The following is a 25,818-nucleotide window of genomic DNA, read 5'->3' as shown; positions in this document are numbered from 1 at the left end:
CGTCAGCCCGTCGGGCCTTCGGCTCGTCGGCCGGTCAGCCCCGCTCCTCCCCGACGGCCTCCCTTCGTGGACGGGCGCGTCGGCGCGCGGTGGGCGTGGATGCACCCCAGGCGGCTGCCCGGAGCCGCTCCATCGCCGGGGTGATGCCGGTCAGACGCAGCCGCCACCCGTGCCCGGTCCAGTCCGTCAGGATCCGCAGCAGGGCGGAGTCGGCGAACGTGACACGCGAGGTGTCGAGGACGAGGCACCGGTGGCCGCCGGTGGACGCGGCGGCCAGCAGCACCCGCAGCGGCCCTGCGCTGTAGTGGTCGACCTCTCCGTGGAGCTCGACGCGCACGGTCTGCTCGTCGAGGACGCTGCAGGAGCGGACGCTCATGCCGCAGGGCGCGCAATCCGCGCGCTGGTCGATCGGTCCGGTGGCCGATGCGGCGATGGGGGCGGTCAGTATCGGAAGGTTGCAAGCGGTACGCACACCGGGTCAACCGGTCGGCCCGGTCGCGCGGCACGGACCTTCACTCCACCGGACCGCCGTCGCGCACGTGCGGGGGGGAGCAAGCCTTCCGCGCACGTGCGGGGGGAGCAAGCCTTCCGCGTACGTGCCCCGGGGGATCATCGACCCGGCGGCCCTGGGTCAGCGGCTGTTCGCCGTGTGCAGCGCTTCGGCCATGCCGGAGGCGCCCTCGGTGACATAGGCGCGGATCGATGCCAGGTACGCGTCCCGGTCGACGCGCCCGTCGCCGTCGGCGTCCAGCGCGTCGAACGCGGCGCCGGCGTTGTCGGCGGGGTTGCCGAGCGCCTCGCGCAGCCGGGTGAACTCGCCCCGGTCGAGGGAGCCGTCCGCATCGGTGTCCGCGAGGTCGAACAGGGATCCGAGCGCGGGCCTGCAGACCTTCTCGAACGACTCGGCGCCCGCCCAGGCCGCGTACTCCTCGAAGGTCACCCGCCCGTCGCCGTTCGCGTCCATCGAGGCGTAGACCCGCTCGTGGGCCGATCGTGCGACGGCGACGAGAGGGTCGTCGCTCCCCCGTCCGGACGCGGCCGCGGCGCGGTCGGGGCGGGTGAGGTACTCCTCCCGGGAGATGGCACCGTCACCATCGACGTCGAGCATGGCGAAGATATGGGCCTTGGCGATCTGACTGTCCATACAGAGTCCTTCATCGATGCCCCGCACGCCGACGGTCGGCGGACTGGGGGGTCGGTGGCTGGCGAAACGCGTCGACGGCATCCGGCGACGACAAGATCAACTGGCGGGGGCCGATTCGGTTACCGCCTCTCCTCCACCCGCGCGCAGCAATGGAATTCGGGCCCCCGTGACAGGAACCGATCCACCGCGTTGGCCCTCCTGATCGATGGATCGGGAGACGGCGCACAGTGGCCGAGGCTCCCGGACTCTTCGCGGCTCACCGCAGCGCGCGTGCGCCGTACCGCATCGTGTCGAGACAGATTCGAGGAGAACGTGCCCCTTTCACCGCGTCGACGCCTGGTCGTGAGTGCCCCTCTGATCGCCGCCCTCGCCGGAGGCGTCACCCCCGCCACCGCCGCGACGGCCGCCCCGTCCGTTCCCGCCGTCCCTGCCTCGCCCGCCGTTCCGGCCGTGCCCGCTCCCGACATGGAAGGCGTGGTCGGGGCCCTGAACGCCGCCATGGCCCAGGGCGCCCCGGGGGCGATGGCCCGATACGTCGGACCCTGGGGTGCCCGGACGCGGACCGAGGGCGTCCGCGACCGCGTCTCCGGCGCGGCCATGGACAGCCGGGCCCGGTTCCGGATCGGCAGCGTCAGCAAGACCTTCTCCACGGTGGTGCTGCTCCAGTTGGTGGACGAGGGCCGACTGGAGCTCGACGCTCCGGTGAACCGCTATCTGCCGGGGCTGCTGCCCGACGACAGAATCACGGTGCGTCATCTCCTCACCCACCGCAGCGGTCTGGCGGACTACACCGACGCGATGTTCGCCCAGACCGTGCCCGGCTTCGAGGCGGTGCGGAACCGTGTGTTCAGCTACCAGGAGCTGGTGAACCTCTCGCTGAGCGAACCGCGCACCACCGAGCCCGGTGTGGCGTACAAGTACTCGAACGCCAACTTCGTGGTGGTCGGCATGCTCATCGAGCAGATCACCGGCCGTCCGGTCGCCGACGCGTACGAGCGGCGGGTGATCGCGCCGCTGCGGCTGCGGAACACCTCGTACGTGCACCCCGACACCCGGATCAAGGGGATGCGGGTCCGCGGCTATCTGCATCCGGACGAGGAGGGCGCGCCGCTCGTCGACTCCACGGAACAGACCGTCTCCTGGGCGCAGTCGGCCGGGGCGGTCATCTCCGACCTGGCGGATCTGAACACCTTCACCACCGCGCTCATGCGGGGCGAGCTGCTGTCGCCGCGCATGATGGACGCCATGACCACGGTCACGCCGACCGACGCCACGAACACCCGGTTCTACGGGCTCGGCCTGCGCCGCTACGACCTGTCCTGCGGCGTCCAGGTGTACGGGCACACCGGCACCGTGCAGGGCTTCTACACGTACGCCTTCTCGACCCGTGACGGCCGGCGCGGTCTCTCCGCGATGGCGAACACCTCGAACCGGGGTGCGGCGAACACGGCCCTCGGCGGAACGCTGGAGGCCGCGTTCTGCGGGAAGAAGCCGTCCACGGCACGTGCGTTCTCGGCAGCGCCGGCCGAGGCGGATCTGCCCGAGCGCCGCTGACGGCGGCCCGGGCCGGGGCCGCCCGCCACGCGGCTGCCCCGGCCCGCGGTCGCAAGACGCGCACCCGCACGGCCCTGCGACGCCGGCTTCACGCGCCGGCCAGGAGCTTCTCCAGGGCCACGGCCGTATCCGGATGGCGAGCGAGCAGCTCGGCGCCTGACGGGGTGGCGCCGTTCGCGAACGGGGTCGCGCCCTACCGGGCGGAGGATGCGCCGGTGCCTGTGCCGGTGTCGGTGCCTGTGCCGGTGTCGGTGGAGGACCAGCCTCGGTGGTGGAGGCGTTCGATGCCGTCCAGGAGCAGGTCCAGCGCGAACTCGAACTCGAACTGGTCGTCGCAGCCGCCGCCGACGGTCGAGTCCGGGTCGTGGGCGGCCGCCGCGGCGATCTCCGCGACGCGTGGGTAGGCCGCGGCGGGGCCCGGTGCCGCCTCGCCCTCCGTGCCCGATGGGGCCGCGGGCCGGCTGGTGTCGAACAGCTCCTGCGAGAAGCCCAGCAGACGGCTGCCGAGCGCGTGCATCACGTGGTGGGTGAGATCCGCGGAGAGGCCGCCGTCCCGAAAGGTGCCGATCACCGAGTCGAGATAGGCCAGTACGGCAGGGGTGGGGCCGGTGCGTGACTCGATCACGCGCGCGGCCCAGCGGTGCTGCAGAAGCACGCGCCGGGCGGAGAGGATCTGCTGCCGCACGGCGCTCTTCCAGTCCGCTCCGGGGACCGGCCGGCCGATCTCACCGACGATCACGTCCACCATGCCGTCGAGGAGTTCCTCCTTGTTGGCCACGTGCTTGTAGAGGGCCATCGGGACGACGCCGAGCTCCTGGGCGAGCCTGCGCATGCTGAACGCCTCGGCCCCGGACGCGTCGGCCAGCGCGACGGCGGCGCGCAGGATCCGCTGCCTGCTCAGGGGCGCGCGGTCGGCGCTCCCACCTTTCTCGGCCATCTCCCCTGCTGCCCTTCTCCCGTGACGGTCGGACTCGTCGGCCCTTGCCGAGTGTACGCCGTACACCTAGGGTGTCCCTCGACGCGGTGGTGTACGCCGTACACCACGCGCATGGAGAGGGAGAGTCCCGTGGACTCAGCACGAAGATCACGAACGAGCGCGGCCGTGACGGGGGCGCTGTTCCTGGTGACCGAGGTCGCCGCGATCGCCGGCCTTGCGCTGTACCGTCCCGCGCTCGAGGGCGCGCAGTACGTCGTCGGGACCGGATCGGACACTCGCGTGCTGCTGGGCGCGCTGTGCGAGATGGTGCTGCTCCTCGCCGTGGTGGGCACCGGGGTGGCGCTGTTCCCGGTCCTCAGAGCACGGCACGAGGCGCTGGCGATCGGCTACGTGTGCGGCCGGCTGCTCGAAGCGGCCGTGATCGCCGTCGGCATCGTCAGCCTGCTGGCGGTGGTGACCCTCCGCCAGGAGCTGGCCGGCGGCACGGACACCGGTACCGCCGCCGCGTTCCAAGCCGCCGCCACCGCTTTGGCGGCAGTGCACGACTGGACCTTCCTGCTCGGCCCCAACATGGTCCTGGGCGCCAACACGCTGGTACTGGCGTACGCGATGCACCGTTCACAGCTGGTGCCCCGGCCCCTGACGCTGCTGGGCCTGGTGGGCGGCGCACTCATCTGCGCCTCGGCGGTCGCCGTGCTGTTCGGGCTCTACCCGCAGGTGTCCGCCGTGGGCACCGCGGCCGCGCTCCCGGTGTTCGCCTGGGAGGTGGCTCTCGCCGTCCGGCTGCTGACCCGCGGCTTCGAGCCCGCTCGCCCGCTCACCGCAGCCGGCTAGGAGTGTCCCGTCGGCAGGCCGGCGCCCTGGGAGATCGGCAGGACGCCCCCTGCCGCAAGGCGCCAGGACCCAGCCGTCCCCTCATGCGGGGATGTTCGCGAAGGGACTGGTGCTCAGGTGCGCGAGGAGGTCGGCCGGGTCGTCGTAGACGGCGGTGGCGCCCGCCTTTGCCAGATCGTCGTGCGGGATGCCGCCGCACAGCAGGGCCACGGAGACGACGTGGGCGCGGGCGGAGGCCTCCATGTCCCAGACGGTGTCGCCCACGAACACGGCCCGGTCGGCGGGCACCCCGACCAGGGAGAGAGCGTGCTCGATGGGATCCGGTGCGGGTTTGCCCGCCTCGACGTCGTCGGAGGTGGCCGAGGCGGTGATCGCGTCGTCGGCGTCGATGGCCCGGCGCAGGGCTTCGAGCTCGCGGTCCTTGGCCGAGGTGACGAGGACGACCTTCCAGCCGTCGCCCGCCAGCGCCCGCAGCAGGTCCGCGGCCGCTCCGAAGGCGGGGAGACGCTCGAAGTAGGTGCCGTAGAGCGTGCCGTGGGCAGCGGAGAGCCGGTCGTCACCGGCCCGGTCGCGCTCGTCGCCGAGCAGGTGCTCCAGGAGCTGGTCGCCGGGCAGGCCGATCGCCCGGTGGATGGCGTGCGTGTCCACGCGGTGCCCGGCCTGGCGCAGAGCCTCCCACCAGGCCACGACGTGGAGGTGGTTGGTGTCCGCGAGCGTTCCGTCGACGTCGAACAGCGCGGCACGGTCCATGTCCGGCACCCTCACAGCTCCCGCAGGGCGGGCAGCAAGGTGGTGCGGGCCCACTGGAGGAAGGGCTCTTGGTGCGCTCCGCCGATCTGGACCAGGGCGACGTCGGTGAACCCGGCCTCGGCGAAGGGGCGGACGGCGTCCACGAAGGCGGAGACGTCGTCGCCGCAGGGGACGGCCTCCGCGACGTCCTCGGGGCGGATGTTCTCGCAGGCCTGGTCGAACGCGGCCGGCGAGGGGAGTTCGGCGTTGACCTTCCACCCGCCCAGTGACCACCGGAACTGCTCGTGGGCGCGTTTCACCGCCGCGTCCCGGTCGGGGTCGTAGCAGACCGGGAGCTGACCGATCCGCGGCTTGCCCGCGCCTCCGTGCTCGTCGAAGGAGTCCAGCAGCTCCTGCTTCGGCTCGGTGGCGATCACCAGGTCGGCATGGTGTCCGGCGATCTCGCAGGAGCGGGGGCCCGACACCGCGACGCCGATGGGCGGCGGGGTGTCGGGGACGTCCCACAGCTTGGCCTTGTCCACCTGGAAGTACTCGCCGTGGTGGGTGACGTACTCCCCGCCGAACAGGTCGCGGATGATGCCGACGGCCTCCTCCAGCATGTCCAGACGGACACGGGCCGAGGGCCAGCCGACTCCGACGATGTGCTCGTTGAGGTTCTCTCCCGAGCCCAGGCCGAGCCGGAACCGGCCGCCGGACAGGAGCTGCATCGTCGCCGCCTTCTGGGCGATGACCGCGGGGTGGTAGCGGAAGGTGGGACAGGTGACGTAGGTCATCAGGGGGATACGGGAGGTGGCCTGGGCGGCCGCTCCCAGGACGCTCCACGCGTAGGGGGCGTGCCCCTGCTCGTCGAGCCAGGGGAAGGAGTGGTCCGAGATCACCGAGAAGTCGAAACCCGCCTCCTCCGCTCCCACCACATGCCCGACGAGATCACGGGGGCCGGCCTGCTCGGTCATCATTGTGTAGCCGATGTGCACCATGTTCCGCCCCTTGCCGCAACCGTCCCTTTGGAAACCGGCTGTCTCGGCCGGTCCTCCGTGTGGCCGACGGCGGGTGCGTCCGAGTGGCCCACGGGGGTGTGTCAGCCGGTTCCGCCCGCCACCGAGGCACAGGCGGGGTGGCCCCAGCCGTCGGGGTTCTTCGTGATCGGCTCGCCCTTGGCGTACGGAGCTCCGCAGCGGCACCGGCCGGGGAACCTGGCCTTGACCGAGCCGCCCGAGGAGCGGGCGCCCGGTGGACGCGCCGCCCGCCCGCGGCCGGGTGTGCGCTCGCGCCCGGCTCCGGCGGCAGGTCCCGGGGGGCCGGGCGGCGGGAGAGCGGATCCCGCCGCCGAGCCGGCGGCCCGCTGGGTGAGGGCCGCTTCGCCGGCCGCCCGGTCGGCGGCGTCGTTGAGCGGGTCGCCGTCCACTTGGTGGGCGGGGGTGTGGACGAAGTCGACGCGTCTTCCGGTCAGCAGTTCGTCGATGCGGACCACGAGGTCCTTGTTCGCCACCGGGGTGCCCGCGGAGGTCCTCCAGCCCTTGCGGCGCCATCCCGGCAACCAGGTCGTGACCGCCTTCATCGCGTACTGGGAGTCCATCCGCACCTCCGTCGGCACGGAGGGGTCGAGCGACTCGAGAAGCTTGAGCAGGGCGGTCAGTTCGGCCACGTTGTTGGTCGCCCGGCCCAGGGGGCCCGCCTCCCATCGGTCCACGGCGCCGTCTGCCCCTGCCACGACCCATGCCCAGGCCGCGGGCCCCGGGTTCCCCTTCGACGCGCCGTCGCACGCCGCGATGATCTTCGCTTCCTTCATCCCACGATCCTGACATGCCGCGGTCGCCCCGCTGCCCCTCCCCCGAGCTCCGGAGCAGCCGGTCCGCCTACCCCAGACGCCACTTCTGGTTGGCCGCCCCCGTGCAGGACCAGATCTGTGCCCGGGTCCCGTTCGTGGAGGCGTTGTCGGAGGCGTCCAGGCACTTGTCGGCGGGGACGTTCACCAGGTCGGCCGACGTGGGTGCGTAGCGCCATCGCTGGGCGCCGGAGCCGTTGCAGGTGTAGAGCTGCACCTTGGCTCCGTCTGTGGTCGCGCCGGAGGTCACGTCAAGGCACTTGCCGAGCGCCTGGACCGAGCCGTCGGCGCGGAGCGTCCAGCGCTGGGCCGCGGAGCCGTTGCAGTCCCAGAGCTGGACGGGCGTGCCGTCCGTCGTGGCGCCGCCCGCGACGTCGAGGCACTTCCCGCCGAGGCCGACCAGGGCGCCGGACGCGTCGGAGCCGCCGCTCTGGCTGCCCGACCAGGTGAAGGTGGCGGACGTCCTGCCGGGCAGCGAGTACGTCCAGCGCTGACCGCCCCAGTTGACGGTCATTGTCCGTGCGCTCGTGGAGTCGTTGTAGGCGATGAGCGCCTTGGAGCCGTCCGGGTTGCGCCAGGCGACGTTCGGTACGGCCGAGGTGCCGGTCGAGGCGATGCGGTGGGCGCCGGGTTTCACGAACTTCGTGAGGTGGCCCATCGTGTAGTACTCGACGGTGTAGTCGACCTGTCCGTGGCGGGAGTCGCCGTTGTGCACGGTGATCAGGCCGTCGCAGGTGCCGCAACCGCCGTTGTGCGGCCCGCGGTTCTGGTCGACGGCGAGGGACCATTTGGTGACGGACTTCGCCCAGTTCCGGGTGTAGTCGATGATGTTCATCATGTCTTCGCGCTGCTGGTGGGCGATCCAGGTTCCGCCGGAGTGCTCGGTCTGGAAGGCGTCCAGCTCCGGGTGGCGCTGGTGGACCTCCGTCTGCTTGGCGACGTCGCCGCCGTATCCGTGCCAGGCGACGCCGCCGAAGTTCGGGTGGCTGCGCACCGCCGGGTCGTCGACGGTCTGCGCCGCGTAGGCGTCGTAGGTGTCCCAGTTCCAGTCGTGAGCGAGGACCTTGGCGGGCAGGCCCGCCGACCGGAGCTTGGGCAGCAGCTCGTTCTTGGTGAAGTACGCGAGTCCCGAGGCGTTCCAGCTCATCGAGGGGTATCCGGAGCAGCAGGTCGGCTCGTTCTGGGCGGTGACGTAGTCGACGGGGACGCCCTGGTCGCGCCAGGCCTGGAGGTACTTCACGAAGTAGTCGGCGTACGTGCCGTAGTTCTCGGCCTTCAGCCAGCCGCCGTTGAGCTGTCCGCTGTCCTTCATCCAGGCGGGCGCGGTCCAGGGCGAGGCGACGAGGGTGAGCCGCGGGTTCAGCTGCCTGGCCTGTCGGGTCAGCGGCAGGACGTCCTGCAGGTCGTGGGCGAGGGAGAACTTCGCGAGCGTGGGGTCGGTCTGGCCGGCCGGCAGGTCGTCGTAGGTGTAGCCGAACCGGGCGAGGTCCGAGCCGCCCATGGGGTTGCGGACGAAGGAGAGACCGATGCCCTCGGTCGGCGAGAAGAGCTTCTTCATCGTGGCGTCCCGTGTCGCCTGGGACAGGGCTCCGGAGCTCTTCATCAGCCAGGCGGCGGTGTCGTGAACGAGGCGCCGCCGCCGGTGAAGGTCTGGTAGCGGGTGTTCTCGTCGACGGTGATGTTCGTGCCGCCGCCTCCGTTGCCCGCCTGGAAGGTGAGCGGGGTCTGCTGCTGGAGTCCGCGCGTGACGTGGCGGCCGCCGGTGTCGTCGGTGGTGGTGAGCCAGACGTCCACCTGCTCGCCGGCGGCCTGCGCCGGGCCGGCGGAGAGTCCGGTGAGGCCGGCCGCGGCGAGCGCCGCGGCCAGGAGCGCGGTCGTCAGTCGGCGGGCGAGGGGTGGCGGCCTGTGCGTCGGACGGAACATGTCGGTGCCCTTCTCGGCGGAGGGTGTGGGGTGGGTCCGTGGACGGAGTGATGGACCGAGGCGTGAGTGAACTGCCGGAGGGCGGGCCCGTCAAGGCTTCGCGCATTCAGATCTTGAACGCACAATCGGGCCTGCAGGGGGTGAACTTGGGATTCGGCCGATGTCGGCGTGAACTCTTGACGGTTGAGCGGCCTGGCTGTTGACTCTCCGCACCGCGCCGGAACCGGTTCCGGAAGCGGTTCCGACAGCGATGTCATCCCTCGACGCGGAGGCCTCTCGATGCGTGTCACCATCGCCGACGTCGCACGTGAGGCAGGTGTCAGCAAGACCACCGTCTCCCGGGTCCTGAACACAGGGGCGGAGGTGGACTCAGCCACCGCCGCCCGCGTTCGTGAAGTGATCGGTGTGCTCGGGTATGTGCCCAGCTCGGGCGCGGTCGGCCTGGCTCGCGGCAGCAGCCGCACCGTCGGCATGCTGACGCCCTCGCTCACCTGGCCGTGGATGGGTGAGGTGCTGCAGGGCGTCGCCGACACCGTCGAGGCCGCCGGTTACGGCCTGTTGCTGTTCACCTGCAACCGGGGCGCCGACTCCGTACGCCACTTCACCGGTCAGGTCTCCGCGCGCGCCTTCGACGGGCTTCTCGTCATCGAGCCGGAGGACACCCTCGACACCCTCACGGCCATGCACCGCCGGGGCCTGCCCGTGGTGCTCATCGACGACCGCGGCCACCATCCCGCGTTCCCCTCGGTCGCCACCACGAACCGCGCCGGTGGCGCGTCGGCCGCTCGCCATCTCCTCGACTCGGGCCGTACCCGGCCTCTCGTCGTCACCGGTCGCCGCGACTTCGGCTGTGTACGCGACCGGTTGGAGGGGTTTGTCGAGGTCCTGCCCACCGATCTGATCGCGACGGGCGAGTTCACCGAGGAGACGGGGCACCGCGGCGTCGAGCGGGCCCTCGCGGAGCGCCGGGACTTCGACTGCGTCTTCGCGCACAACGACCTCATCGCGGCGGGTGTGCTGCGCGCCCTGCGCGAGGCGGGCCGGCGGGTGCCGGAGGACGTCGCCGTCGTCGGCTTCGACGACATCCCCATGGCCCGGCACACCGAGCCGCCGCTGACCACGGTCCGCCAGCCGATGCGGCGGATGGGCGAGACGGCCGCCCGGATGCTGCTGGCCGGGCTGGCCGGCGAGGCGATCCCCGACGAACCGGTCGTCCTCCCTACCGAACTCGTCGTCCGCCGGTCGGCGCCGGCCCTGTGAGCCACCCGCCGGCCCGTCCCCCCTGCCACCACCCCGCACTCCCGCATGTCCGTCCCGTAGAAGGAGCCGCAAATGCCACGACCCCGTTTCAGGAGCAGAGCCGGTACGGCGGTGATCGCGGCCACCGCCGTGCTCGGCGGGCTGCTCGCCGGAGCTCTGCCGAGCGCCGCCGCGGACGAGCCCGCGCCGGTGGCGGTCGACCGGTTCGAAGGAGAGATCCCCTTCGCGAACCCGCCCGCCGAAGGCCTCTTCACCTGGGGCAGTGACGCCGACGACCAGCCGAAACTGCGGATCAGCGAGCGCACCGACGCTCCCGAGGGCGGCAAGGTCCTCGAAGGCGACTACGACATCAGCGGCTGGGGCGGACTCAGTCACGACTTCGCCTTCGACCGGCCGGCCCACGACTGGACCGCGTTCAAGGGCATCCGCTTCTGGTGGTACGGCCGGAACACCGCTCCCCTTCCGCCCGGTTCGGGCAAGCGCATCCACTTCGAGATCAAGGACGGCGGGGCGAACGGCGAGGCGTCCGAGCTGTGGACCACCTCGTTCACCGACGACTGGGAGGGCTGGCACCTCGTCGAGATCCCGTTCTCCGACTTCCAGTACCGGGCCGACTACCAGCCGGTCGGCGGCATCGACCAGGTGCTCGGCCTGAACGAGATGTGGGGGTACGCCCTCACCCTGCCCCCCGGAGCCCCCGGCTCCTTCGCACTCGACGGCGTCGAGCTGTACGGCAGGGCCGAGCCGGCCCTGAACACCAAGGTCGTCGCCGACGCCGCCGTGTACCCGGTCGGCGAGGGCGGAACCGCCCAGGTGCGGCTCTCGGTCGCCACGACCGGCTCCGGCCCCATCGACGAGCCCGTCACCGTCACGTACACCACCGAGGGGGGCAGCGCCGAGTCCGGCACGGACTACACGCCGGTCAGCGGCAGCATCACCTTCCCCGCGGGCACGGCCTCCGGCGAGACCCGCTCGATCGCCGTGGCCACCCGGAAGGACGGCTCAGCCGAGTCCGCCGAGACGATCCCGCTCAAGCTGACCGTCACCGGCGCCAAGGCCCCCGCCGAGACCCCGCTGGTCGTGGTGGACGCCCACGGACTTCCGTACCTCGACACGAAGCTGCCGGTGAAGAAGCGCGTCGCCGACCTGCTCGGGCGGATGTCCCTCGCGGAGAAGGCCGGCCAGATGACGCAGGCCGAGCGCAACGCGTTGAAGTCGCAGGGTGACATCGCCTCGTACGACCTCGGCTCGCTGCTCTCCGGCGGCGGCTCGGTGCCGAGCCCCAACGCGCCCGAGGCGTGGGCGAAGATGGTCGACTCCTACCAGCTGCGCGCGCAGGCCACCCGCTTCCAGATCCCGCTGATCTACGGCGTGGACGCGGTGCACGGTCACAACAACGTCATCGGTTCGACGATCATGCCGCACAACATCGGCATCGGCGCCGGGCGCGACCCGAAGATCGCCGAGCGGACCGGCGCCGTCACCGCCAGGGAAGTACGGGCCACCGGCATCCCGTGGGACTTCGCCCCCTGTCTCTGCGTCACCCGCGACGAGCGCTGGGGCCGCTCCTACGAAGCGTTCGGCGAGGACCCCGCCCTGGTGACCGCCATGGAGACCGTGATCAACGGGATGCAGGGCGCACGCAACGGCAAGGACCTCGCCCGCAACGACAAGGTCCTCACGAGCGCCAAGCACTTCGTCGGCGACGGCGGTACGGAGTTCGGCTCGTCGACCACCGGCTCGTACACGATCGACCAGGGCGTCACCAAGGTCACCCGGCAGGAGCTGGAGGCGGTGCACCTGGCGCCGTTCGCCGAGGCGGTGAAGCGCGGGGCGGGCACCGTCATGCCCTCGTACTCCTCGCTCGACATCCTCGGTGACGACCAGGGTCCGGTGAAGATGCACGCCAACGCCGAGATGATCAACGGGGTCCTCAAGGACCGCATGGGCTTCGACGGCTTCGTGATCAGCGACTGGCAGGCCATCGACCAGATCCCGGGCGACTACCCGAGCGATGTGCGCACCTCGATCAACGCCGGGCTCGACATGATCATGGTGCCGACCAACTACCGGGACTTCACCAGGACGCTCCAGGACGAGGTGACGGCAGGGCGTATCAGCCAGGCCCGCGTCGACGACGCCGTGTCCCGGATTCTGACCCAGAAGTTCAAGCTGGGCCTGTTCGAGCGGCCCTACGCCGACACCACCCACCTGGACGAGATCGGCTCCCCCGCGCACCGCGCCGTGGCGCGCGAGGCCGTCGCCAAGTCCCAGGTGCTGCTGAAGAACGACGGCGCCGTGCTGCCGCTGAAGCCGTCCCAGAAGGTGTACGTCGCCGGCTCCAACGCCGACGACATCGGGAACCAGGCGGGCGGCTGGACCATCAGCTGGCAGGGCTCGTCCGGCAGGACCACCACCGGCACCACGATCCTGGAGGGCATGAGGAAGGCCGCCCCCGACGCGGAGATCTCGTACTCCAAGGACGCATCGGCCGCCACCGAGGGCTACGACGTCGGCGTGGTCGTCGTCGGCGAGACGCCCTACGCCGAGGGCTTCGGTGACGTGGGCAACGGCAACGACCTGGAGCTGACGCCCGCCGACAGGGCGGCCGTCGACAAGGTCTGCGCCGCGATGCGGTGTGCGGTCCTGGTCGTCTCCGGCCGGCCGCAGCTCATCGGCGACCGGCTCGGCGCCATCGACGCGCTCGTCGCGTCGTGGCTCCCGGGCTCCGAGGGCGACGGCGTCGCCGACGTCCTCTACGGGACGCGGCCCTTCACCGGCCAGCTCCCGGTCACCTGGCCGAAGTCCGAGGCGCAGCTGCCGATCAACGTCGGTGACGCCGCCTACGATCCGCAGTTCCCGTACGGCTGGGGGCTGACCACGCTCCGCCCGGTGCCCGCCGGCGGGGAAACCGCCCTGAAGGCCATCGGCGTCGCGGCCAAGGTGCTTCAGGCGACCGGCCGCGGCACGTCCGCGGAAGGCAGGCAGCTGATCGCCACGGCGCGGCTGATCGTCCAGCAGAAGATCGGTCAGGGCATCACCCCGGCGACGGCCGCGCCCTTCGCCGAGGCCGACCACCTGCTGCTGACCGGGGACGTGACGGGGGCTGTCACCCGCCTGACGGCCGCGTACCGGGCCGCCTGAACGAGCCGCCTGAAGGAGCCGCCAGGACGAGCCGCCTGAACGAGCCGGTGCGGGGCCCGGGGAGAACCCCGGGCCCCGCGCCGGGTCCGCGCCTGCCGCTCAGGAGCCGGGTCGGCCGTCGGCGGTGATGCTGGCGCAGGCGGCGACCGTCGCGGCGAGGCTTCCTTCGGTCCGGAGCAGCTCCCGCTGGATACGGGCGCCGGTGCCGCGCTCCAGGAGATGGGCGATCCCCGCGCGGACCCGTTCGGCGTCGCCCTGGTCCTTCAGGGCCTGCTCCACATGGTGGTACAACGCCTGGACGACGGTCTCGGGCGATGCCGCCCTCATGGTCTCGGGGTGGATCAGCGGCCCGTCCAGACCTGATCGGCCGGACCGCCAGGACGCCAGCCGGAGGAGGCTGGTGGGGACGCGGGCCGGCGGGGTTCCCTCCTGCCATTCGCGGGAGGCGGTCTCGACCAGGCCGCGCACCAGGGCGGCCAGCAGGACGGGGGTGGAGGCTTCCAGGCACACGTCGGCGACCCGGATCTCGACCGTGGGGTACGTGGCCGACAGGCGGGCGTCGAAGTAGATCATCCCCTCGTCGCGCAGCACCCCCGTGCCGACCATGGCCCGGACCTGCTCGTGGTAGCGGTCCGCGGAGCCGAACGCGTCCACCGGGCCGGCGGAGGGCCATCTGTTCCACACCCGGCTGCGGTAACTGGCGTAGCCGCTGTCCTCCCCCTGCCAGAAGGGGGAGTTCGCGCTCATCGCCAGAAGGACGGGCAGCCAGGGGCGGATGCGGTCCAATACCGCGACGCCTTCCTCGTCGGATTCGACGGACACGTGCACATGGCAGCCGCCCGTCAGCTGTTCCTGGGCCGTCAGGCCGAAATGCTCGCCGAGCCACTGGTACCGCTCCCCCTTGCTGAGCGTGGGGCTCGCCGGCAGGGGGGAGGTGGCCACGGCGGCGACGACGGCACCGACGGTGGCGGCGTGCCGGGCGGACTCGCCGCGCCATCGGACGATCTCGTCCGCGAGGTCGTCCATCCGTGTCACGGGCCGGGTGGCGAATTCGAGTTGCTCCCTCTGCAGTTCCTTCTCGAAGTCGGGTCCGTCGTCGCGGTGGTCGGCCCCATCGCCCTCGGCCTCGGCCTCGGCCGACCGGTGGGCCGCCGCCAGTACGGCACCGGCCAGCGCCACGGGCTCGCCGCTGTCCGCGTCCACGATCAGCAGTTCTTCTTCCACTCCCACGCTTCGCACGTCGCCACCCCTCACTCAGCCGTCCGCTGCCGCTGTCCGCCTGCCCCGGGGCCGGGAACCCATGCGGTGGCACTCCGGAGTCACCGTTCAGGTCGCATGCCGGGTGCGTGCGTGCCCGACCCGTCCCGGGCCGCGGGCCGGGGACGGGTCGGGTGGAGTGAGGACGGGTGGGGTGAGGACGGGGCGGGTGGGGAGGGGACGGGTGGGGTGGGGACGGGGCGAGTCGGGGGCCTCGGAAGATCAGCCCCCGGCAGCCCCCGGGGCGGCACCGTTGATCGCCGTCGACGTGCCGGCCCGGCCGTTGACGACGAACTGTGAGCCGGGCTCGACGAGGATGTCGCCCTCGGCCGAGTCGGTGATGGTGACGTTCGTCAGCGTGGCGCTGCCTCGGGCGCCGCTCATCGCGAGGATGCCGGAGCCGTTGACGGATCCGTCGATGCGGACGTCCTTGATCTGAACGCCGGGCATCGCGCCGCCGCCCGTCTTGAACTGGATGCCGTCGTAGGTCGAGTCGTGGATGTCGGTGTCCCGGATGGTGACGCCCGGGATGTCCGGGCCCTGGGCGAAGAGGGTGATGGCGCCGAACTCCTGGTCCTCGTTCCAGAACGCGCCGCCGGTGCGGTGCAGGGAGTTGTTGGCGATCAGCGTCTGCCCAGAGAAGGGCAACGGGTCGTGGTCGGTCGCCAGCATGATGCCCGGGTAGTTCATCGTGTCGGAGATGATGTTGTTCTCGACGGTGTTGCCGTGACCTCCGTAGATCGCGATGCCGTTGGCGCGCCACGGCAGTTGGACGGTGTTGTTGCGGAAGTGGTTGTCGTGGCCGATGTCCCAGGACGGGTCCTTGACGTACTTGCTGGACCAGACGGCCAGGGCGTCGTCCCCGGTGTTGCGGAAGGACGAGTTGAAGACGGTCGAGTTGCGGGTGCCGTTGGCGAAGTTGATGCCGTCGGCGTAGGTGTTGCGGATGCGCATGCCGCTGAATTCGAGGCCGTCGCCCGGTCCCCACAGCTCCGGGATGTTGGAGTAGTCGCGCCCGGCCCAGACGCCGACGTTGGCGTGCTCGATCCACACATTGCTGATCCTGGTGCCCTTGCCGAACCGTCCGTTGAGGCCGACGCCGCCCTCCGCGTTGCCGTCTCCGCCGCGGATGGTGCCCGAGCCGAAGATGGCGATGTCGGAGATCTGCGTGTTGTGGTCGATGTCGAAGCCGAAGTTGCCCTCGTGCGGATGGTTGATGCCCCCGGCCTGGTGCGGCGGGGTGAGGGTGTACAGCTGTGAGTGCCACATGCCCGCGCCGCGGATCGTCACGTCACGGATGCCCACCTGGTTGAACTCGCCGCGGTTCAGCGGGTCGTCGGTGAGGATCTTCTGTTCCTGCCGCCACTGGCCGGCGGGGATCCACACGCAGCCGATCTCGCCCTTCTGGTCCGCCGTCACGGCACGCTGGAGGGCGTCCGTGTCGTCGATGCCGTCGTTGGGTACGGCGCCGTAGGCCGTGATCGAGGTGCACCCGGCGGGCTGGGCGGCCGGTGGGGCGACCTGCTCCAGGTCGATCAGATCGAGGATGTAGAAGGCGGCCGTGTCGCCTGCGTCACGCTGGAGCCGGAACTTGGTGCCGACGGGATACGTCTGCGCCAGCAGGGTGTGGGACTCGTCGAAGAGCCGCCGGGCGTCGGCCTGGGGCTGGTTCGTCAGTCCCTCGGGGCTGTCGGTGGTGCCGTACAGCCAGCTGTGCTTGGAGGAGAGCGTCAGCTTCCGGCTGAAGGTGTCGTTGACGTAGAGACTGATCGTCGCGTCCGTGCCGCCTCCGGCCGGTGCGTCGGGGACGGAGTTGCGCACGACGAGGGAGTTGGCGGGGTTGGTGGAGATGAACTCCACGAACTGGCCGGTCGTGTCGAGCCGTACGGACGTGCGGCCGGAGGATTCGGTGGCGAAGTTGGTGTGGCCGAAGGTGCGCTCGCGGTCGGCGGTCAGCAGGGTTCCCCGGTAGCGGGCGTCCTCCGCCTCGTACTCGGTGTACGGCACCGCGGCGCCGCGTCCGACGACGACGGAGCGGGCGAACACGTTGTTGTTCTCGTCGGTCTCGGCGACGAGACCGGTCGCGTCGGCGGTGGCGGTGAGCGTGGCGCCGCCGTTCGTGGCCGTCCAGCTGCCGGCGAGGGGGACGGTGACGGTCTCTCCCGCCGCGATGGCGCCGGCGGTGCCGTTCAGCGTGGTGGTTCCGGCGGTCAGCCGGGTGATCGTTCCGGCGGCGGCGCCGGTGGTACCGCGGTTGTGGACCGCCACGGTGAAGGTGACGGCGGCGCCGACGGCGGGGTTGGCCGGGTCGGTGGTGACGGACCGGATCTCCAGGTCGGGTCCAGGGCTCTGGGCGACGACGAGCCGTGAGGCGGCGGTACGGCTGTTGTTGGTGTCGTCGTGCTCGGCGACGGTGTCGTTCGGGTCGACGACGGCCGAGACCGTGTACGTGCCCGTGGGGCGACGGCCGATGTCGACCGGGACGGTCGCGGAGGCGCCCGCGGCGAGCGCCCCGACGGACGCGCTGCCGGCGACGACGCCTTCCACGCTCACGGCGACCGTGGTGGCGGCCGATGCCGCCGTGCCGGCGTTGCGCACGGTGGCCCGGGCCGTGACGGTGTCCTTCTCCGAGGGATCGGCCGGGGTCCAGGTCAGGTCGGTGAGGGTCAGGTCGGGGTGGGGCCCGGCGGTGCCGACCACCTGGAGCTCGGCGACCTGGGCGCCGGGGGCGCCGGTGTTGGAGGAGAAGGCGAGCCGGAGGTCGGCGACGCGGCCGGTGACGGGGATGGTGACGGTGTTCCGGTTGCCGGAGGGGCTGAAGGCGTAGTCGGCGCGGTCCCGCAGGGAGGTGTAGGCGGAGCCGGCCTGTTGACGTCCGAGGACCTGGATCGCCTGGGTCCTCGGCCCCCACACGGGGTCGGGGTTCAGCTTGACCACCACGGCCTCGACGTCCGCGTCGGCGCCGAGTTTCACGGTCAGGGTGGCGGGGGTGCCGGCCGATTCCCAGTAGGTGGTGACGCTGTCGTCGTTGGCGTGGGCGGCGATGTACGTCTGTGTGGTCGAGGACGCCTCGATCGGCTTGTTGCGGGCGAGGTTGGTTCCTTCGGCGGGCGGGGTTCCGGGATCGCCGCCGCCGGTTCCGTAGATCTCCAGCTCGGAGAGTTGTGCGGCGTTCCAGGCGGTGTTGGAGCTCACCTGGACCCGTATGTAGCGGGCTTCGGCGTGGGGCAGGTCGAGGGTGACGGTGTTCGCTGCGGAGGGGGCGAATGTCCTGGGGGCGGAGGCGGCCAGGGTGGTGAAGGAGGTTCCGTCGGAGCTGCCCTGCACGGTGAGGGTCTGGTTGCGGGTCTCCCAGGTGGTGGGGAGCTTCAGGGCCACCCGGTCGACCGCGGTGCGGGCGCCGAGGTCGACCTGGACCCACTGGGGGAACGCGCCGAGGGGCCCTTCCCAGTACGACTGCTGGCTTCCGTCGGTGATGTTGCCCGCCGGGTGGCTGCCGTGGGAGGCGCTCGCGGTCGCCGGCCGGCCGAGGGCGAGATTCGGGCCCGGTTCGGCGGCGGCGTGCGCCGTGGCCGGGAGCAGGCCGACGGCGATCAGGCAGGCCGTGACGAGGCCGGTGAGCATCCGCAGGCGGGGTGGCTTCCGTCTCATGGTGTCCTCTGTTCCATGGGGGGATCGAAAGGAATTTGAGTGAAGTCGTCAATCTTTTGCGGCTGTTGGCAACAGATTTCTAGCGGGTCACGGGTTTGTCAACGAAAGCGACGACACTCGTCCGGAGACGATCGACCACCGCGCGCTCGACCAGCGGCCATAATCCTCCGTGACGAGTTCTCGACACAGAGTGAGTGGATTCGCATGGGCGGGGCCGGGACGGGCAGAACGACTTCACCTGGCCACGCCCGACCGGAGGAGAGCCGCCCGTGCTGTCAGACATCGTCGACCGGTTGAGAAGACGTCGCGCCCTCCCCTCGCCACGGAAGGGAACACCGGTCCTCACCGCCGACTTCGCCTCGGAGGAGCAATGGGTCGCGGGCCGGTCCTGGGCGTACCCGAACGGCGGCCCGACCAACGCCGGCGACAACAAGCTCGACTACCTCGTCGAGGACCCCTCGTACAGCCGCTCGGGAGTGTTCAAGGCGACCCGGCGCTCCGACGGGAAGTGGGACGCGGGCCTGCTCACGACGGAAGGCAGCGCGGAGGGCTTCATGGTCCGCACCGGCGACGTGCTGGAGGCGCGGGTGCGGCTCCCCGAGGAGATGGGCGCCTGGCCGGCGATCTGGACCTGGCTGGACGGGGGACAGGAGATCGACGTCTTCGAATACCACCCGGACAACCCCGACCTCCTGGAGCTGTCGAACCACGTGAGGGGTGGTCACCTGTACTACCGGAATCCAGAGGTCCGTCCGGGCGCATGGGTGGAGCTGGGGATCGAGTTCGGCGCCCGCTCGGTGGTGTGGACGGTGAACGGCGTACGGGCCTTCGCCGACCGGCGCGGGGTGGGCCGCAACTGGCAGGCCCACCTCATCGTGAACCTCTCCGTCTGTGCCGGGCGTTACCACCCGCCGCCCGACGAGGGCACGTCGGAGATGTCGTTCGAGGTGTCGGAGCTGCGCGTGTACAGACGCTAGAGCGCCTCGGTCCGCGGAAGTCACCTCTCGGCACGAACGGGGGCGACGGGCGCATCCCTCCGCGCTGTTGGGGGCATACCGACTGAGCCCGGTGCTTCCGGGACGCCCGACCGCACCCGGGGGGCCCATGGGACTTCAGGCCGAAAGCATCGAGTCGCTCGTTCTTCGCGCCGTGCGGGCGCGGGTCTGCCCCGGAGCGGTCTGGGCCGTCGGTGACGCCTCGGGCACCCTGGCGGAGGGGGCAGCCGGTCTTCTCGACCCCGCACGGCCCGAGGAGCCGATGCGAGCCGACACGCTCTTCGACCTCGCCAGCCTCACCAAGATCCTCGCCGTGTGGTCCGTGACCGGGACGCTCGTCCAGTCCGGGTCCCTCGACCTCCACCGGCCGCTCGGCACGTTCTGGCCCGAGGTGGCGGGCCGACCGCTGGGTGCGGCCACCGCGCATCACCTTCTGACCCACACCGCGGGGCTGCCGCTGCGGGCCAATCTGCGGTACCACTACGGCAGCGATCCGCACGGCGTCCGTGCGGGAGTGCTCCGTGAGCCGCTGCGCCACTCCCCCGGCGAGGCCGTCGCGTACACCGACCGGGCCGCACTGGTCCTCGGCTATCTCGTCGAACACCTCACGGGCCGCCCGCTCGCCCACCTGGCGGCCGCCCGGATCTGGAAGCCCCTCGGCATGACGGAGACCCGGTACGGCCCCCTGGCGGCGGACGTCGTCGCGCGGTGCGCCCCCACGGAGTTCGACGACGCGACCGGCGCCCACCTGAAGGGCACGGTGCACGACTTCTCCACCCGTCTGCTCGGCGGAGCCTGCGGCATCGCGGGCGTCTTCGCGCCCCGCGACGACCTCGTCCTCTTCCTGCGTCACACGCTCTCACCCGGGAGGGCGGCGTTCGGTGCCCCCTGGGTCGAGCAGTCCCTCCGGGTCCGCACCGGCCGACTGGAGCCGCCCCGGGGGCTGTTCTGGCATCCCGATCCCGGAACGGTGGCCGTGCGCCACGGCGTCTGGGCGCACTTCGGCTTCACCGGCACGGCGATGTGGGTCTCCCCCGGCCGGGGGCGTTGGGCCGTGCTGCTGACCAACAAGCTGTACTTCACCCGCGACCGCGTCCCCATAGCTCGGTTGCGGGCCGCGTTCCGCGCGCTCGCCTTCGCCTGATCGCACCGCGAACGCGCACGACCCCGGCACAGCCCTGGCCCGCCCCCGCTCGGCGGTCAGGCACGCAGCCAGACCGCCGTGTCCCGGGGCAGCCGTCCGTCCGCGTCGAGCGGACCGCTCCCGAGCAGGAGCGTGCGGTGTTCCGGAAGGTCGACGGGGCGCGGGCAGAGGTTGACCACGCAGATCAGTCCGTCGGTCCGCGCGAAGGCCAGCACTCCGTCGGCGGCCGGCAGCCAGTGGAGCGGCCCGTCGCCGAAGCCCGGCGTGGTGCGGCGCAGCCGCAGGGCCTGCCGGTAGAGGGCGAGCATCGAGGACGGGTCGAGGCTCTGACGGTCGGCCGCGTAGTGCGACCAGCCCTCCGGCTGGGGCAGCCAGGGCTCGGCGCCCGCGCCGAAGCCGGCGTGCGGGGCGTCCGCCGTCCACGGCAGCGGCACACGGCAGCCGTCCCGCCCCGGGTCGGCCCCGCCGGAGCGGAAGTGCATCGGGTCCTGGATGCGGTCGAGGGGGATGCCGGCCTCGGGCAGGCCCAGTTCCTCGCCCTGGTACACGTACACCGAGCCGGGCAGGGCGAGGGTGAGGAGGGCGGCCGCGCGGGCCCGGCGAGTGCCGAGGGCGAGGTCCGTGGGCGTCCCGAAGGCCTTCATGGCGAAGTCGAAACCGGTGTCCCGGCGGCCGTAACGGGTGACGGTCCTGGTCACGTCGTGGTTGCACAGCACCCAGGTCGCCGGGGCGCCGACCGGGGCGTGCTCGGCCAGCGTGTCGTCGACGGCCCGGCGCAGCCGGTCGGGGTCCCAGGGGCAGGCGAGGAAGGTGAAGTTGAAGGCGGTGTGCAGCTCGTCGGGGCGGAGGTAGCGGGCGAAGCGCTCGGAGTCCGGCAGCCAGACCTCGCCGACGAAGACCCCCTGGTATTCGTCGGCGATGGCACGCCACGAACGGTAGATGTCGTGGAGCTCGTCCCGGTCGATGTACGGATGCGGGTCGACGCCCTCCACGAAGTCGGCGAGCGCCGGGTCCTTGGCCAGCAGGGCGGCGGAGTCGATGCGCACGCCGGCGACTCCGCGCTCGAACCAGAAACGCAGCACGTCCTCGTGCTCCTGGCGGACGGCGGGGTGGTCCCAGTTGAGGTCGGGCTGCTCGGGGGTGAAGAGGTGGAGGTACCACTCCCCGTCCTGGACGCGGGTCCAGGTGCGGCCCGAGAACTGGGAGGGCCAGTTGTTGGGAGGGAGTTCGCCGTTCTCGCCGCGGCCGGGGCGGAAGTGGAACAGCTCGCGCTCGGGGCTGCCGGGTCCGGCCGCCAGGGCGGCGCGGAACCAGGGGTGCTGGTCGGACACGTGGTTGGGGACGATGTCGACGATCACCCGGATGTTCAGGTCACGGGCCTCGGCGATGAGCTTCTCGGCCTCGGCGAGGGTGCCGAAGGCGGGGTCGACGGTGCGGTAGTCGGCGACGTCGTATCCGCCGTCGACGAGGGGCGAGACGTACCAGGGGGTGAACCAGAGGGCGTCGACGCCCAGTTCGGCGAGGTAGGGCAGTCTCGCCCGGACGCCCGCGAGGTCCCCGGTGCCGTCGCCGTCGCCGTCGGCGAAGCTGCGGGGGTAGACCTGGTAGATGACGGCGCTGCGCCACCAGTCGTCGGTGCGGTGCGAGTGAGGGGCTGCCACGTGACGGTCCTTTCGGGCAGGGTGAGGCTCCGCCGCCGGCCCCGGCTGCGGGGCGTCGAGGTGGGGCGGGCGGCGGAGGCCAGGTGGGTGAGCGGTGCGACGGGGCCCCGCGGCGAGGCGTGGGGCGGGTCAGCCCTTGAGGCCGCCGGCGGTGAGTCCGCTCATGATGTTGCGCTGGAAGAGCAGGAAGAGAACGAGGGTGGGGAGGGACGCGATGGCCAGGGCGGCGATCAGCACGTTCTCCGGCACTCCGGTGGACAGCGAGTAGATACCGACGTTGAGGGTCTGCAGGGCCGGGTCGGGCAGAGTGAGCATCGGCCAGAGGAAGTCCTTCCAGACCCCGACGACGGCGAAGATGGACACGACGCCGAGGATCGGCCGGGAGAGCGGCAGCACGACCGACCAGAGCGTGCGCGTCGGGGAGGCTCCGTCGAGGGCGGCGGCGTCGAGCAGTTCTTTCGGAATCGAGTCGAAGAAACGCTTCAGCAGGAAGATGTTGAAGGCGTTCGCGACGGAGGGCAGCCAGATCGCCCACGGGGTGTTCAGCAGGTTGCGCTCCACGATCGGCACGTCGAGCACCGTCAGGTACTGCGGCACGACCAGCACGGTCGCCGGGATCATCAGGGTCGCCAGCATCATGCCGAGCACGGCCTTGCCGAGAACGGGCCGGAGCTTGGAAAGCGAGTACGCCGCCGCCACGTCGAGGACGAGCTGGAAGGCGAGGGCCCCGAAGGCGTAGTACAGCGTGTTGAGGAGCAGCCCGGCCAGGTCCATGACCTCCCACGCCTGGGCGTAATTCTCGGGCTGGAAGCTGTGCGGTACCAGCGTCGGGGGCGTCTGTACGGCCTCCTGGGTGGATTTCAGGCCGCCGGAGAACATCCAGTAGAGCGGGCCGAGGAACACCAGGGTGAAGCCGCCGACGACCAGGGCGAAGGCCGCCCGGTAGAGGGCTTTGCCGTGCGGCCTGGCGAGTTGGGCGGGCGAGATGAGTGTGCGTGTGGACATCCGTGGTCTCCCCCGGTGCTACTCGTCGTCGGTGCGGCTGAACTTCGCGTACGCGGCGGAGAACCCGGCCAGGAGGACGAGCAGGACCAGGCCGAGCGCCGCCGCGGCGCCGTAGTCGTTGAAGTTGAAGGCGTACTGGTAGATGAGGTACACGACGGTGGTCGTCGAGCCCTCCGGGCCGGCGCCGCCGGTGAGCAGGAACGGTTCGACGAAGACCTGCATGGTGGCGATGATCTGCATGAGCAGCATCAGCAGGAGGATGAGCCGGGTCTGCGGGATCGTGACGTGCCAGATCTTGCGCAGCAGTCCGGCTCCGTCCAGCTCCGCCGCTTCGTACAGCTCGCCCGGTATGTCCTGGAGGGCCGCGAGGTAGATGAGGGCCGCGCCGCCCATGTTCATCCATGTCGACGCGACGACGACGCAGAGCAGGGAGAGGTCGGGGTCCTGGAGCCACTGCTGTTCGGGCAGGTGGAGGAAGCGGAGCAGCTCGTTGAACAGTCCGTAGCCGGGGTCGTAGAGGTACTTGAAGAGGAGGACCGAGGCGACCGGGGGCAGCATCACGGGCAGGTAGACCAGGAGCCGCAGATACCCCTTGCCGTGCCGGAACTCGTTGATGACGATCGCGACGACGAACGGGACGACGAAGCCGAGGAGCAGCGCGAGGAGGGTGAACAGCAGCGTGTTGCGCCAGGCCTGCCAGATGGCGGGGTCGTCGAAGACGGTGGTGAGGTTGGACCAGCCGGCCCAGGTGGTCCGCCCGTCCTCGGTCTTCTGGAAGGCCAGGAAGAACTCCCTGACCATCGGGTACCAGGAGAAGAACGAGAAGCAGAGGACCGCGCCGATCAGGAAACCGTGGGCTGTGAGGTTGCGGCGCAGCGCCTTGGCGAACGCGCCGCGGGGCGGCGGCGGCCCGGCGTCGCCCCGCGCGGGTGAGCGGCGGGGCTCCTTCGCGGTGGTCGTGGGGAGGGTGGGGGCCGACATCGTCGCTCCTCGGTGCAGTGTGCCGGAGTGAAGGCGGTCAGGCTTGCGTCGGTCACGGGGCCGGGCATCAGCCGGTCACGGGGGCCGGGCGGGACCGGCCCCCGCGCGGGTCAGCGAGTGGCCAGTACCTGGTTGACCTGCGCCTCGGCGGTGGCGAGCAGCTTGTCGATGTCGGCGTCCTTGTTGGTGAGGATTCCGGACATCACGTTGTCGAGGACCTTGTAGACCTCCTGGGCCTTCGGCGGCTCCGCCTTGCCCGGGACCGGGTTGTCCATGAAGGACTTGAAGTTGGCGACCGGCATGGTGGCGTGCTTCACGCGCGCGGCGTCGTCCTCGGTCTTGGACTCGCCCCGCCAGAAGTTGGGCTGCGGGACGCCGACGGGCAGGTTGTCGGCCTTGCTGCGGGCCCAGTCGAACTGGCCTTTGCCGACGGTGAGGTTCTTGAAGTTCAGCCAGGCGATCGCGGCCTTGATCTTGTCGCCGGAGATCCCCTTCTTGATCATGTAGTTGTTGCCGCCGGCCAGGGTGCTCTTCTCGCCGGGTATCGGTCCCATGCCGAAGTTCTCGTACTTCGCGCCCAGTTGCTGGACCATGTACGCGATGTCGTCGGGTGCGGCGAGGAACATGCCGAGCTTGTCGGTGGCGATCTGCTTCTGCAGGTCGCCCCACTTGAGCAGCTGGGTCCTGCCCATGCTGTCGTCCTCCCAGCGCATGGCGTGGAGGTTCTCGGCGACCTGCTTGCCGAGGTCGTTGTTGAACGCCGCCTTCGTGCCGCTCGCGTCGACGATCTCTCCGCCGACGCTGTACATCTGCGCGGTGAAGTGCCAGCCCCCGGTGTTGCCCGCGCTGTACTCGCCGAAGCCGGCGATGCCGTTGCCCAGGCCGGCGATCTTCTTGGCCGCGGCGCGGACCTCGTCCCAGGTGCGCGGCGGGGCGTCGGGGTCGAGGCCCGCGTCCTTGAACAGCTTGCGGTTGATGAGCAGGCCCATCGTGTAGTTGCTGGTGGGCAGGCCGTAGAGCTTGCCGTCCTGCTTGAGCGAACCGAGGACGTTCGGGTCGATGTCCCGCAGCAGGGGCACGCTTCTGTCGTTGACGTACGCCGTGATGTCCGCGGCGCCGTCGTTGTCGAGGACCTGCGGCAGATCGGTGAAGTAGGTGTAGAACACGTCCGGCTGCGACTTGGCCTTGAGCATCGCGGTGAAGCGCGGCGGCTCCAGGCACTGGCCGGGGGTGGAGCGGCCCTCGATGGTGACGTGGGGGTACGTCTTGTTGAACTCGGCGACGTCCTCCTTCCACTCCTTGAGCTCGGCCGCCTTCGCCGCCGGGGGCATGCAGTCGATGGTGAGCGTCACCTTGGTCTTCGGATCCAGCGGGGCGGCGGGGTCGGAGGATCCGCCGCCTTCGGAACCACCGCTGCCGTCGCCGCTGCTGCTCGTGCCGCAGGCGGCGAGCGCGGTCAGCGTGAGCGTGGAGACGAGGGCGACTGCGCAGGCGCGGCGCGTACGACGGAACCGGGCACTTCTCATGGGTGGTCCCCTTCGGGCATGAACGTGGAGGTCGCCCCACCGCCGATGCGTCGTGGGGGCGCCGCACACTCAACCACCGCCGTCAGGTGAACGCAATATCTCGCGCTGATTTCGTAAATCTTTGACAGTCCACTGCGTAGCCCAGGACATGAAAGAGGCCTTAGAACCAATACCGGTGACTTTGATGGTGGTTGGTCGTTGGGCGGGGTGTGCCGAGGCCTGGTCAG

At 71.1% G+C, this 25,818-nt stretch carries 18 protein-coding genes and 1 pseudogene; 6 read left to right on the top strand and 13 right to left on the bottom strand.

Going from position 1 to position 25,818, the window contains the following annotated elements:
* Positions 1-34: 34 nt before the first annotated feature.
* Together J7E93_RS23100 and J7E93_RS23095 are read right to left on the bottom strand one after the other, a co-directional pair.
* Entirely contained in the window at positions 35-376 is a 342-nt protein-coding gene (locus J7E93_RS23100; RefSeq protein ID WP_215071853.1) for an STAS domain-containing protein, read from the bottom strand.
* 255 nt (positions 377-631) lie between these two features.
* Complete coding sequence (locus tag J7E93_RS23095; protein ID WP_215071852.1) at positions 632-1,144, bottom strand: EF-hand domain-containing protein; 513 nt, start codon at positions 1,142-1,144, stop codon at positions 632-634.
* A 312-nt stretch (positions 1,145-1,456) separates the two neighbouring features.
* Between J7E93_RS23095 and J7E93_RS23090 the strand changes: the two genes are divergently transcribed.
* Positions 1,457-2,698 (top strand): serine hydrolase domain-containing protein, encoded by a 1,242-nt coding sequence (locus tag J7E93_RS23090; protein ID WP_215071851.1) that lies wholly within the window; start codon positions 1,457-1,459, stop codon positions 2,696-2,698.
* Positions 2,699-2,891: 193 nt separating this feature from the next.
* Here the strand turns inward: J7E93_RS23090 and J7E93_RS23085 are convergent, their stop codons facing one another.
* Positions 2,892-3,635 carry a TetR/AcrR family transcriptional regulator gene (locus tag J7E93_RS23085; RefSeq protein WP_215071850.1) on the bottom strand — a complete coding sequence of 248 codons (744 nt, stop codon included), beginning with the start codon at positions 3,633-3,635 and terminating at the stop codon, positions 2,892-2,894.
* A 129-nt stretch (positions 3,636-3,764) separates the two neighbouring features.
* Between J7E93_RS23085 and J7E93_RS23080 the strand changes: the two genes are divergently transcribed.
* A complete protein-coding gene (locus tag J7E93_RS23080) occupies positions 3,765-4,469 on the top strand; it encodes a DUF4386 domain-containing protein (protein ID WP_308368754.1) in 705 nt (234 codons plus the stop codon).
* 81 nt (positions 4,470-4,550) lie between these two features.
* Here the strand turns inward: J7E93_RS23080 and J7E93_RS23075 are convergent, their stop codons facing one another.
* From J7E93_RS23075 to J7E93_RS23060, 4 genes and pseudogenes are all read right to left on the bottom strand, one after another.
* A complete protein-coding gene (locus J7E93_RS23075; RefSeq protein WP_215071848.1) occupies positions 4,551-5,219 on the bottom strand; it encodes an HAD family hydrolase in 669 nt (222 codons plus the stop codon).
* Positions 5,220-5,230: 11 nt separating this feature from the next.
* The gene (locus J7E93_RS23070; RefSeq protein ID WP_215071847.1) at positions 5,231-6,196 is read right to left on the bottom strand and encodes an LLM class F420-dependent oxidoreductase; all 966 of its coding nucleotides are present in this window, start codon (positions 6,194-6,196) and stop codon (positions 5,231-5,233) included.
* A 101-nt stretch (positions 6,197-6,297) separates the two neighbouring features.
* Positions 6,298-7,008 carry a ribonuclease H gene (locus J7E93_RS23065; protein ID WP_215071846.1) on the bottom strand — a complete coding sequence of 237 codons (711 nt, stop codon included), beginning with the start codon at positions 7,006-7,008 and terminating at the stop codon, positions 6,298-6,300.
* Between the two features lie 67 nt (positions 7,009-7,075).
* Positions 7,076-8,967 (bottom strand): annotated as a pseudogene (locus J7E93_RS23060) (ricin-type beta-trefoil lectin domain protein).
* A 279-nt stretch (positions 8,968-9,246) separates the two neighbouring features.
* Between J7E93_RS23060 and J7E93_RS23055 the strand changes: the two are divergent.
* Together J7E93_RS23055 and J7E93_RS23050 are read left to right on the top strand one after the other, a co-directional pair.
* Positions 9,247-10,227 (top strand): LacI family DNA-binding transcriptional regulator, encoded by a 981-nt coding sequence (locus tag J7E93_RS23055; protein WP_215071845.1) that lies wholly within the window; start codon positions 9,247-9,249, stop codon positions 10,225-10,227.
* Positions 10,228-10,299: 72 nt separating this feature from the next.
* Entirely contained in the window at positions 10,300-13,371 is a 3,072-nt protein-coding gene (locus J7E93_RS23050; RefSeq protein WP_215071844.1) for a glycoside hydrolase family 3 N-terminal domain-containing protein, read from the top strand.
* Positions 13,372-13,470: 99 nt separating this feature from the next.
* Here the strand turns inward: J7E93_RS23050 and J7E93_RS23045 are convergent, their stop codons facing one another.
* Positions 13,471-14,610 carry a glutamate--cysteine ligase gene (locus tag J7E93_RS23045; RefSeq protein ID WP_215071843.1) on the bottom strand — a complete coding sequence of 380 codons (1,140 nt, stop codon included), beginning with the start codon at positions 14,608-14,610 and terminating at the stop codon, positions 13,471-13,473.
* 240 nt (positions 14,611-14,850) lie between these two features.
* Positions 14,851-18,279, bottom strand: coding sequence for a CARDB domain-containing protein (locus J7E93_RS23040; protein ID WP_215071842.1), 3,429 nt, complete (start codon positions 18,277-18,279; stop codon positions 14,851-14,853).
* A gap of 293 nt (positions 18,280-18,572) precedes the next feature.
* On the opposite strand from J7E93_RS23040, the gene J7E93_RS23035 reads away from it, so the two are divergent.
* Positions 18,573-19,256 carry a family 16 glycosylhydrolase gene (locus J7E93_RS23035; protein ID WP_215071885.1) on the top strand — a complete coding sequence of 228 codons (684 nt, stop codon included), beginning with the start codon at positions 18,573-18,575 and terminating at the stop codon, positions 19,254-19,256.
* Between the two features lie 127 nt (positions 19,257-19,383).
* Positions 19,384-20,418, top strand: a complete 1,035-nt coding sequence (locus J7E93_RS23030) for a serine hydrolase (protein ID WP_215071841.1) — start codon at positions 19,384-19,386, stop codon at positions 20,416-20,418.
* Positions 20,419-20,474: 56 nt separating this feature from the next.
* Here J7E93_RS23030 and J7E93_RS23025 read toward each other — a convergent pair whose 3' ends face one another.
* The 4 genes from J7E93_RS23025 to J7E93_RS23010 all read right to left on the bottom strand — a co-directional run bounded on the left by J7E93_RS23025 (position 20,475) and on the right by J7E93_RS23010 (position 25,591).
* On the bottom strand, positions 20,475-22,079 hold the full coding sequence (locus tag J7E93_RS23025) for a glycoside hydrolase family 13 protein (protein WP_215071840.1): 1,605 nt from the start codon (positions 22,077-22,079) through the stop codon (positions 20,475-20,477).
* Positions 22,080-22,208: 129 nt separating this feature from the next.
* Entirely contained in the window at positions 22,209-23,084 is an 876-nt protein-coding gene (locus J7E93_RS23020) for a carbohydrate ABC transporter permease (protein ID WP_215071839.1), read from the bottom strand.
* A gap of 18 nt (positions 23,085-23,102) precedes the next feature.
* Positions 23,103-24,065 carry a carbohydrate ABC transporter permease gene (locus J7E93_RS23015; RefSeq protein ID WP_215071838.1) on the bottom strand — a complete coding sequence of 321 codons (963 nt, stop codon included), beginning with the start codon at positions 24,063-24,065 and terminating at the stop codon, positions 23,103-23,105.
* A gap of 110 nt (positions 24,066-24,175) precedes the next feature.
* On the bottom strand, positions 24,176-25,591 hold the full coding sequence (locus J7E93_RS23010; protein WP_215071837.1) for an extracellular solute-binding protein: 1,416 nt from the start codon (positions 25,589-25,591) through the stop codon (positions 24,176-24,178).
* Between the last annotated feature and the right edge of the window lie 227 nt (positions 25,592-25,818).

It is taken from the genome of Streptomyces sp. ISL-36, assembly GCF_018614205.1.
Lineage (GTDB): Bacteria > Actinomycetota > Actinomycetes > Streptomycetales > Streptomycetaceae > Streptomyces.
This window is presented reverse-complemented; position numbering and strand designations above follow the sequence as displayed.

Excerpts from the sequence above, each read along its gene's own strand:
- J7E93_RS23020 (WP_215071839.1), bottom strand. The coding sequence starts at position 23,084 with ATGTCCACACGCACACTCATCTCGCCCGCCCAACTCGCCAGGCCGCAC.
- J7E93_RS23075 (WP_215071848.1), bottom strand. The coding sequence starts at position 5,219 with ATGGACCGTGCCGCGCTGTTCGACGTCGACGGAACGCTCGCGGACACC.
- J7E93_RS23030 (WP_215071841.1), top strand. The coding sequence starts at position 19,384 with ATGGGACTTCAGGCCGAAAGCATCGAGTCGCTCGTTCTTCGCGCCGTG.
- J7E93_RS23085 (WP_215071850.1), bottom strand. The coding sequence starts at position 3,635 with ATGGCCGAGAAAGGTGGGAGCGCCGACCGCGCGCCCCTGAGCAGGCAG.
- J7E93_RS23100 (WP_215071853.1), bottom strand. The coding sequence starts at position 376 with ATGAGCGTCCGCTCCTGCAGCGTCCTCGACGAGCAGACCGTGCGCGTC.
- J7E93_RS23010 (WP_215071837.1), bottom strand. The coding sequence starts at position 25,591 with ATGAGAAGTGCCCGGTTCCGTCGTACGCGCCGCGCCTGCGCAGTCGCC.
- J7E93_RS23095 (WP_215071852.1), bottom strand. The coding sequence starts at position 1,144 with ATGGACAGTCAGATCGCCAAGGCCCATATCTTCGCCATGCTCGACGTC.
- J7E93_RS23055 (WP_215071845.1), top strand. The coding sequence starts at position 9,247 with ATGCGTGTCACCATCGCCGACGTCGCACGTGAGGCAGGTGTCAGCAAG.
- J7E93_RS23070 (WP_215071847.1), bottom strand. The coding sequence starts at position 6,196 with ATGGTGCACATCGGCTACACAATGATGACCGAGCAGGCCGGCCCCCGT.
- J7E93_RS23015 (WP_215071838.1), bottom strand. The coding sequence starts at position 24,065 with ATGTCGGCCCCCACCCTCCCCACGACCACCGCGAAGGAGCCCCGCCGC.
- J7E93_RS23040 (WP_215071842.1), bottom strand. The coding sequence starts at position 18,279 with ATGAGACGGAAGCCACCCCGCCTGCGGATGCTCACCGGCCTCGTCACG.
- J7E93_RS23065 (WP_215071846.1), bottom strand. The coding sequence starts at position 7,008 with ATGAAGGAAGCGAAGATCATCGCGGCGTGCGACGGCGCGTCGAAGGGG.
- J7E93_RS23050 (WP_215071844.1), top strand. The coding sequence starts at position 10,300 with ATGCCACGACCCCGTTTCAGGAGCAGAGCCGGTACGGCGGTGATCGCG.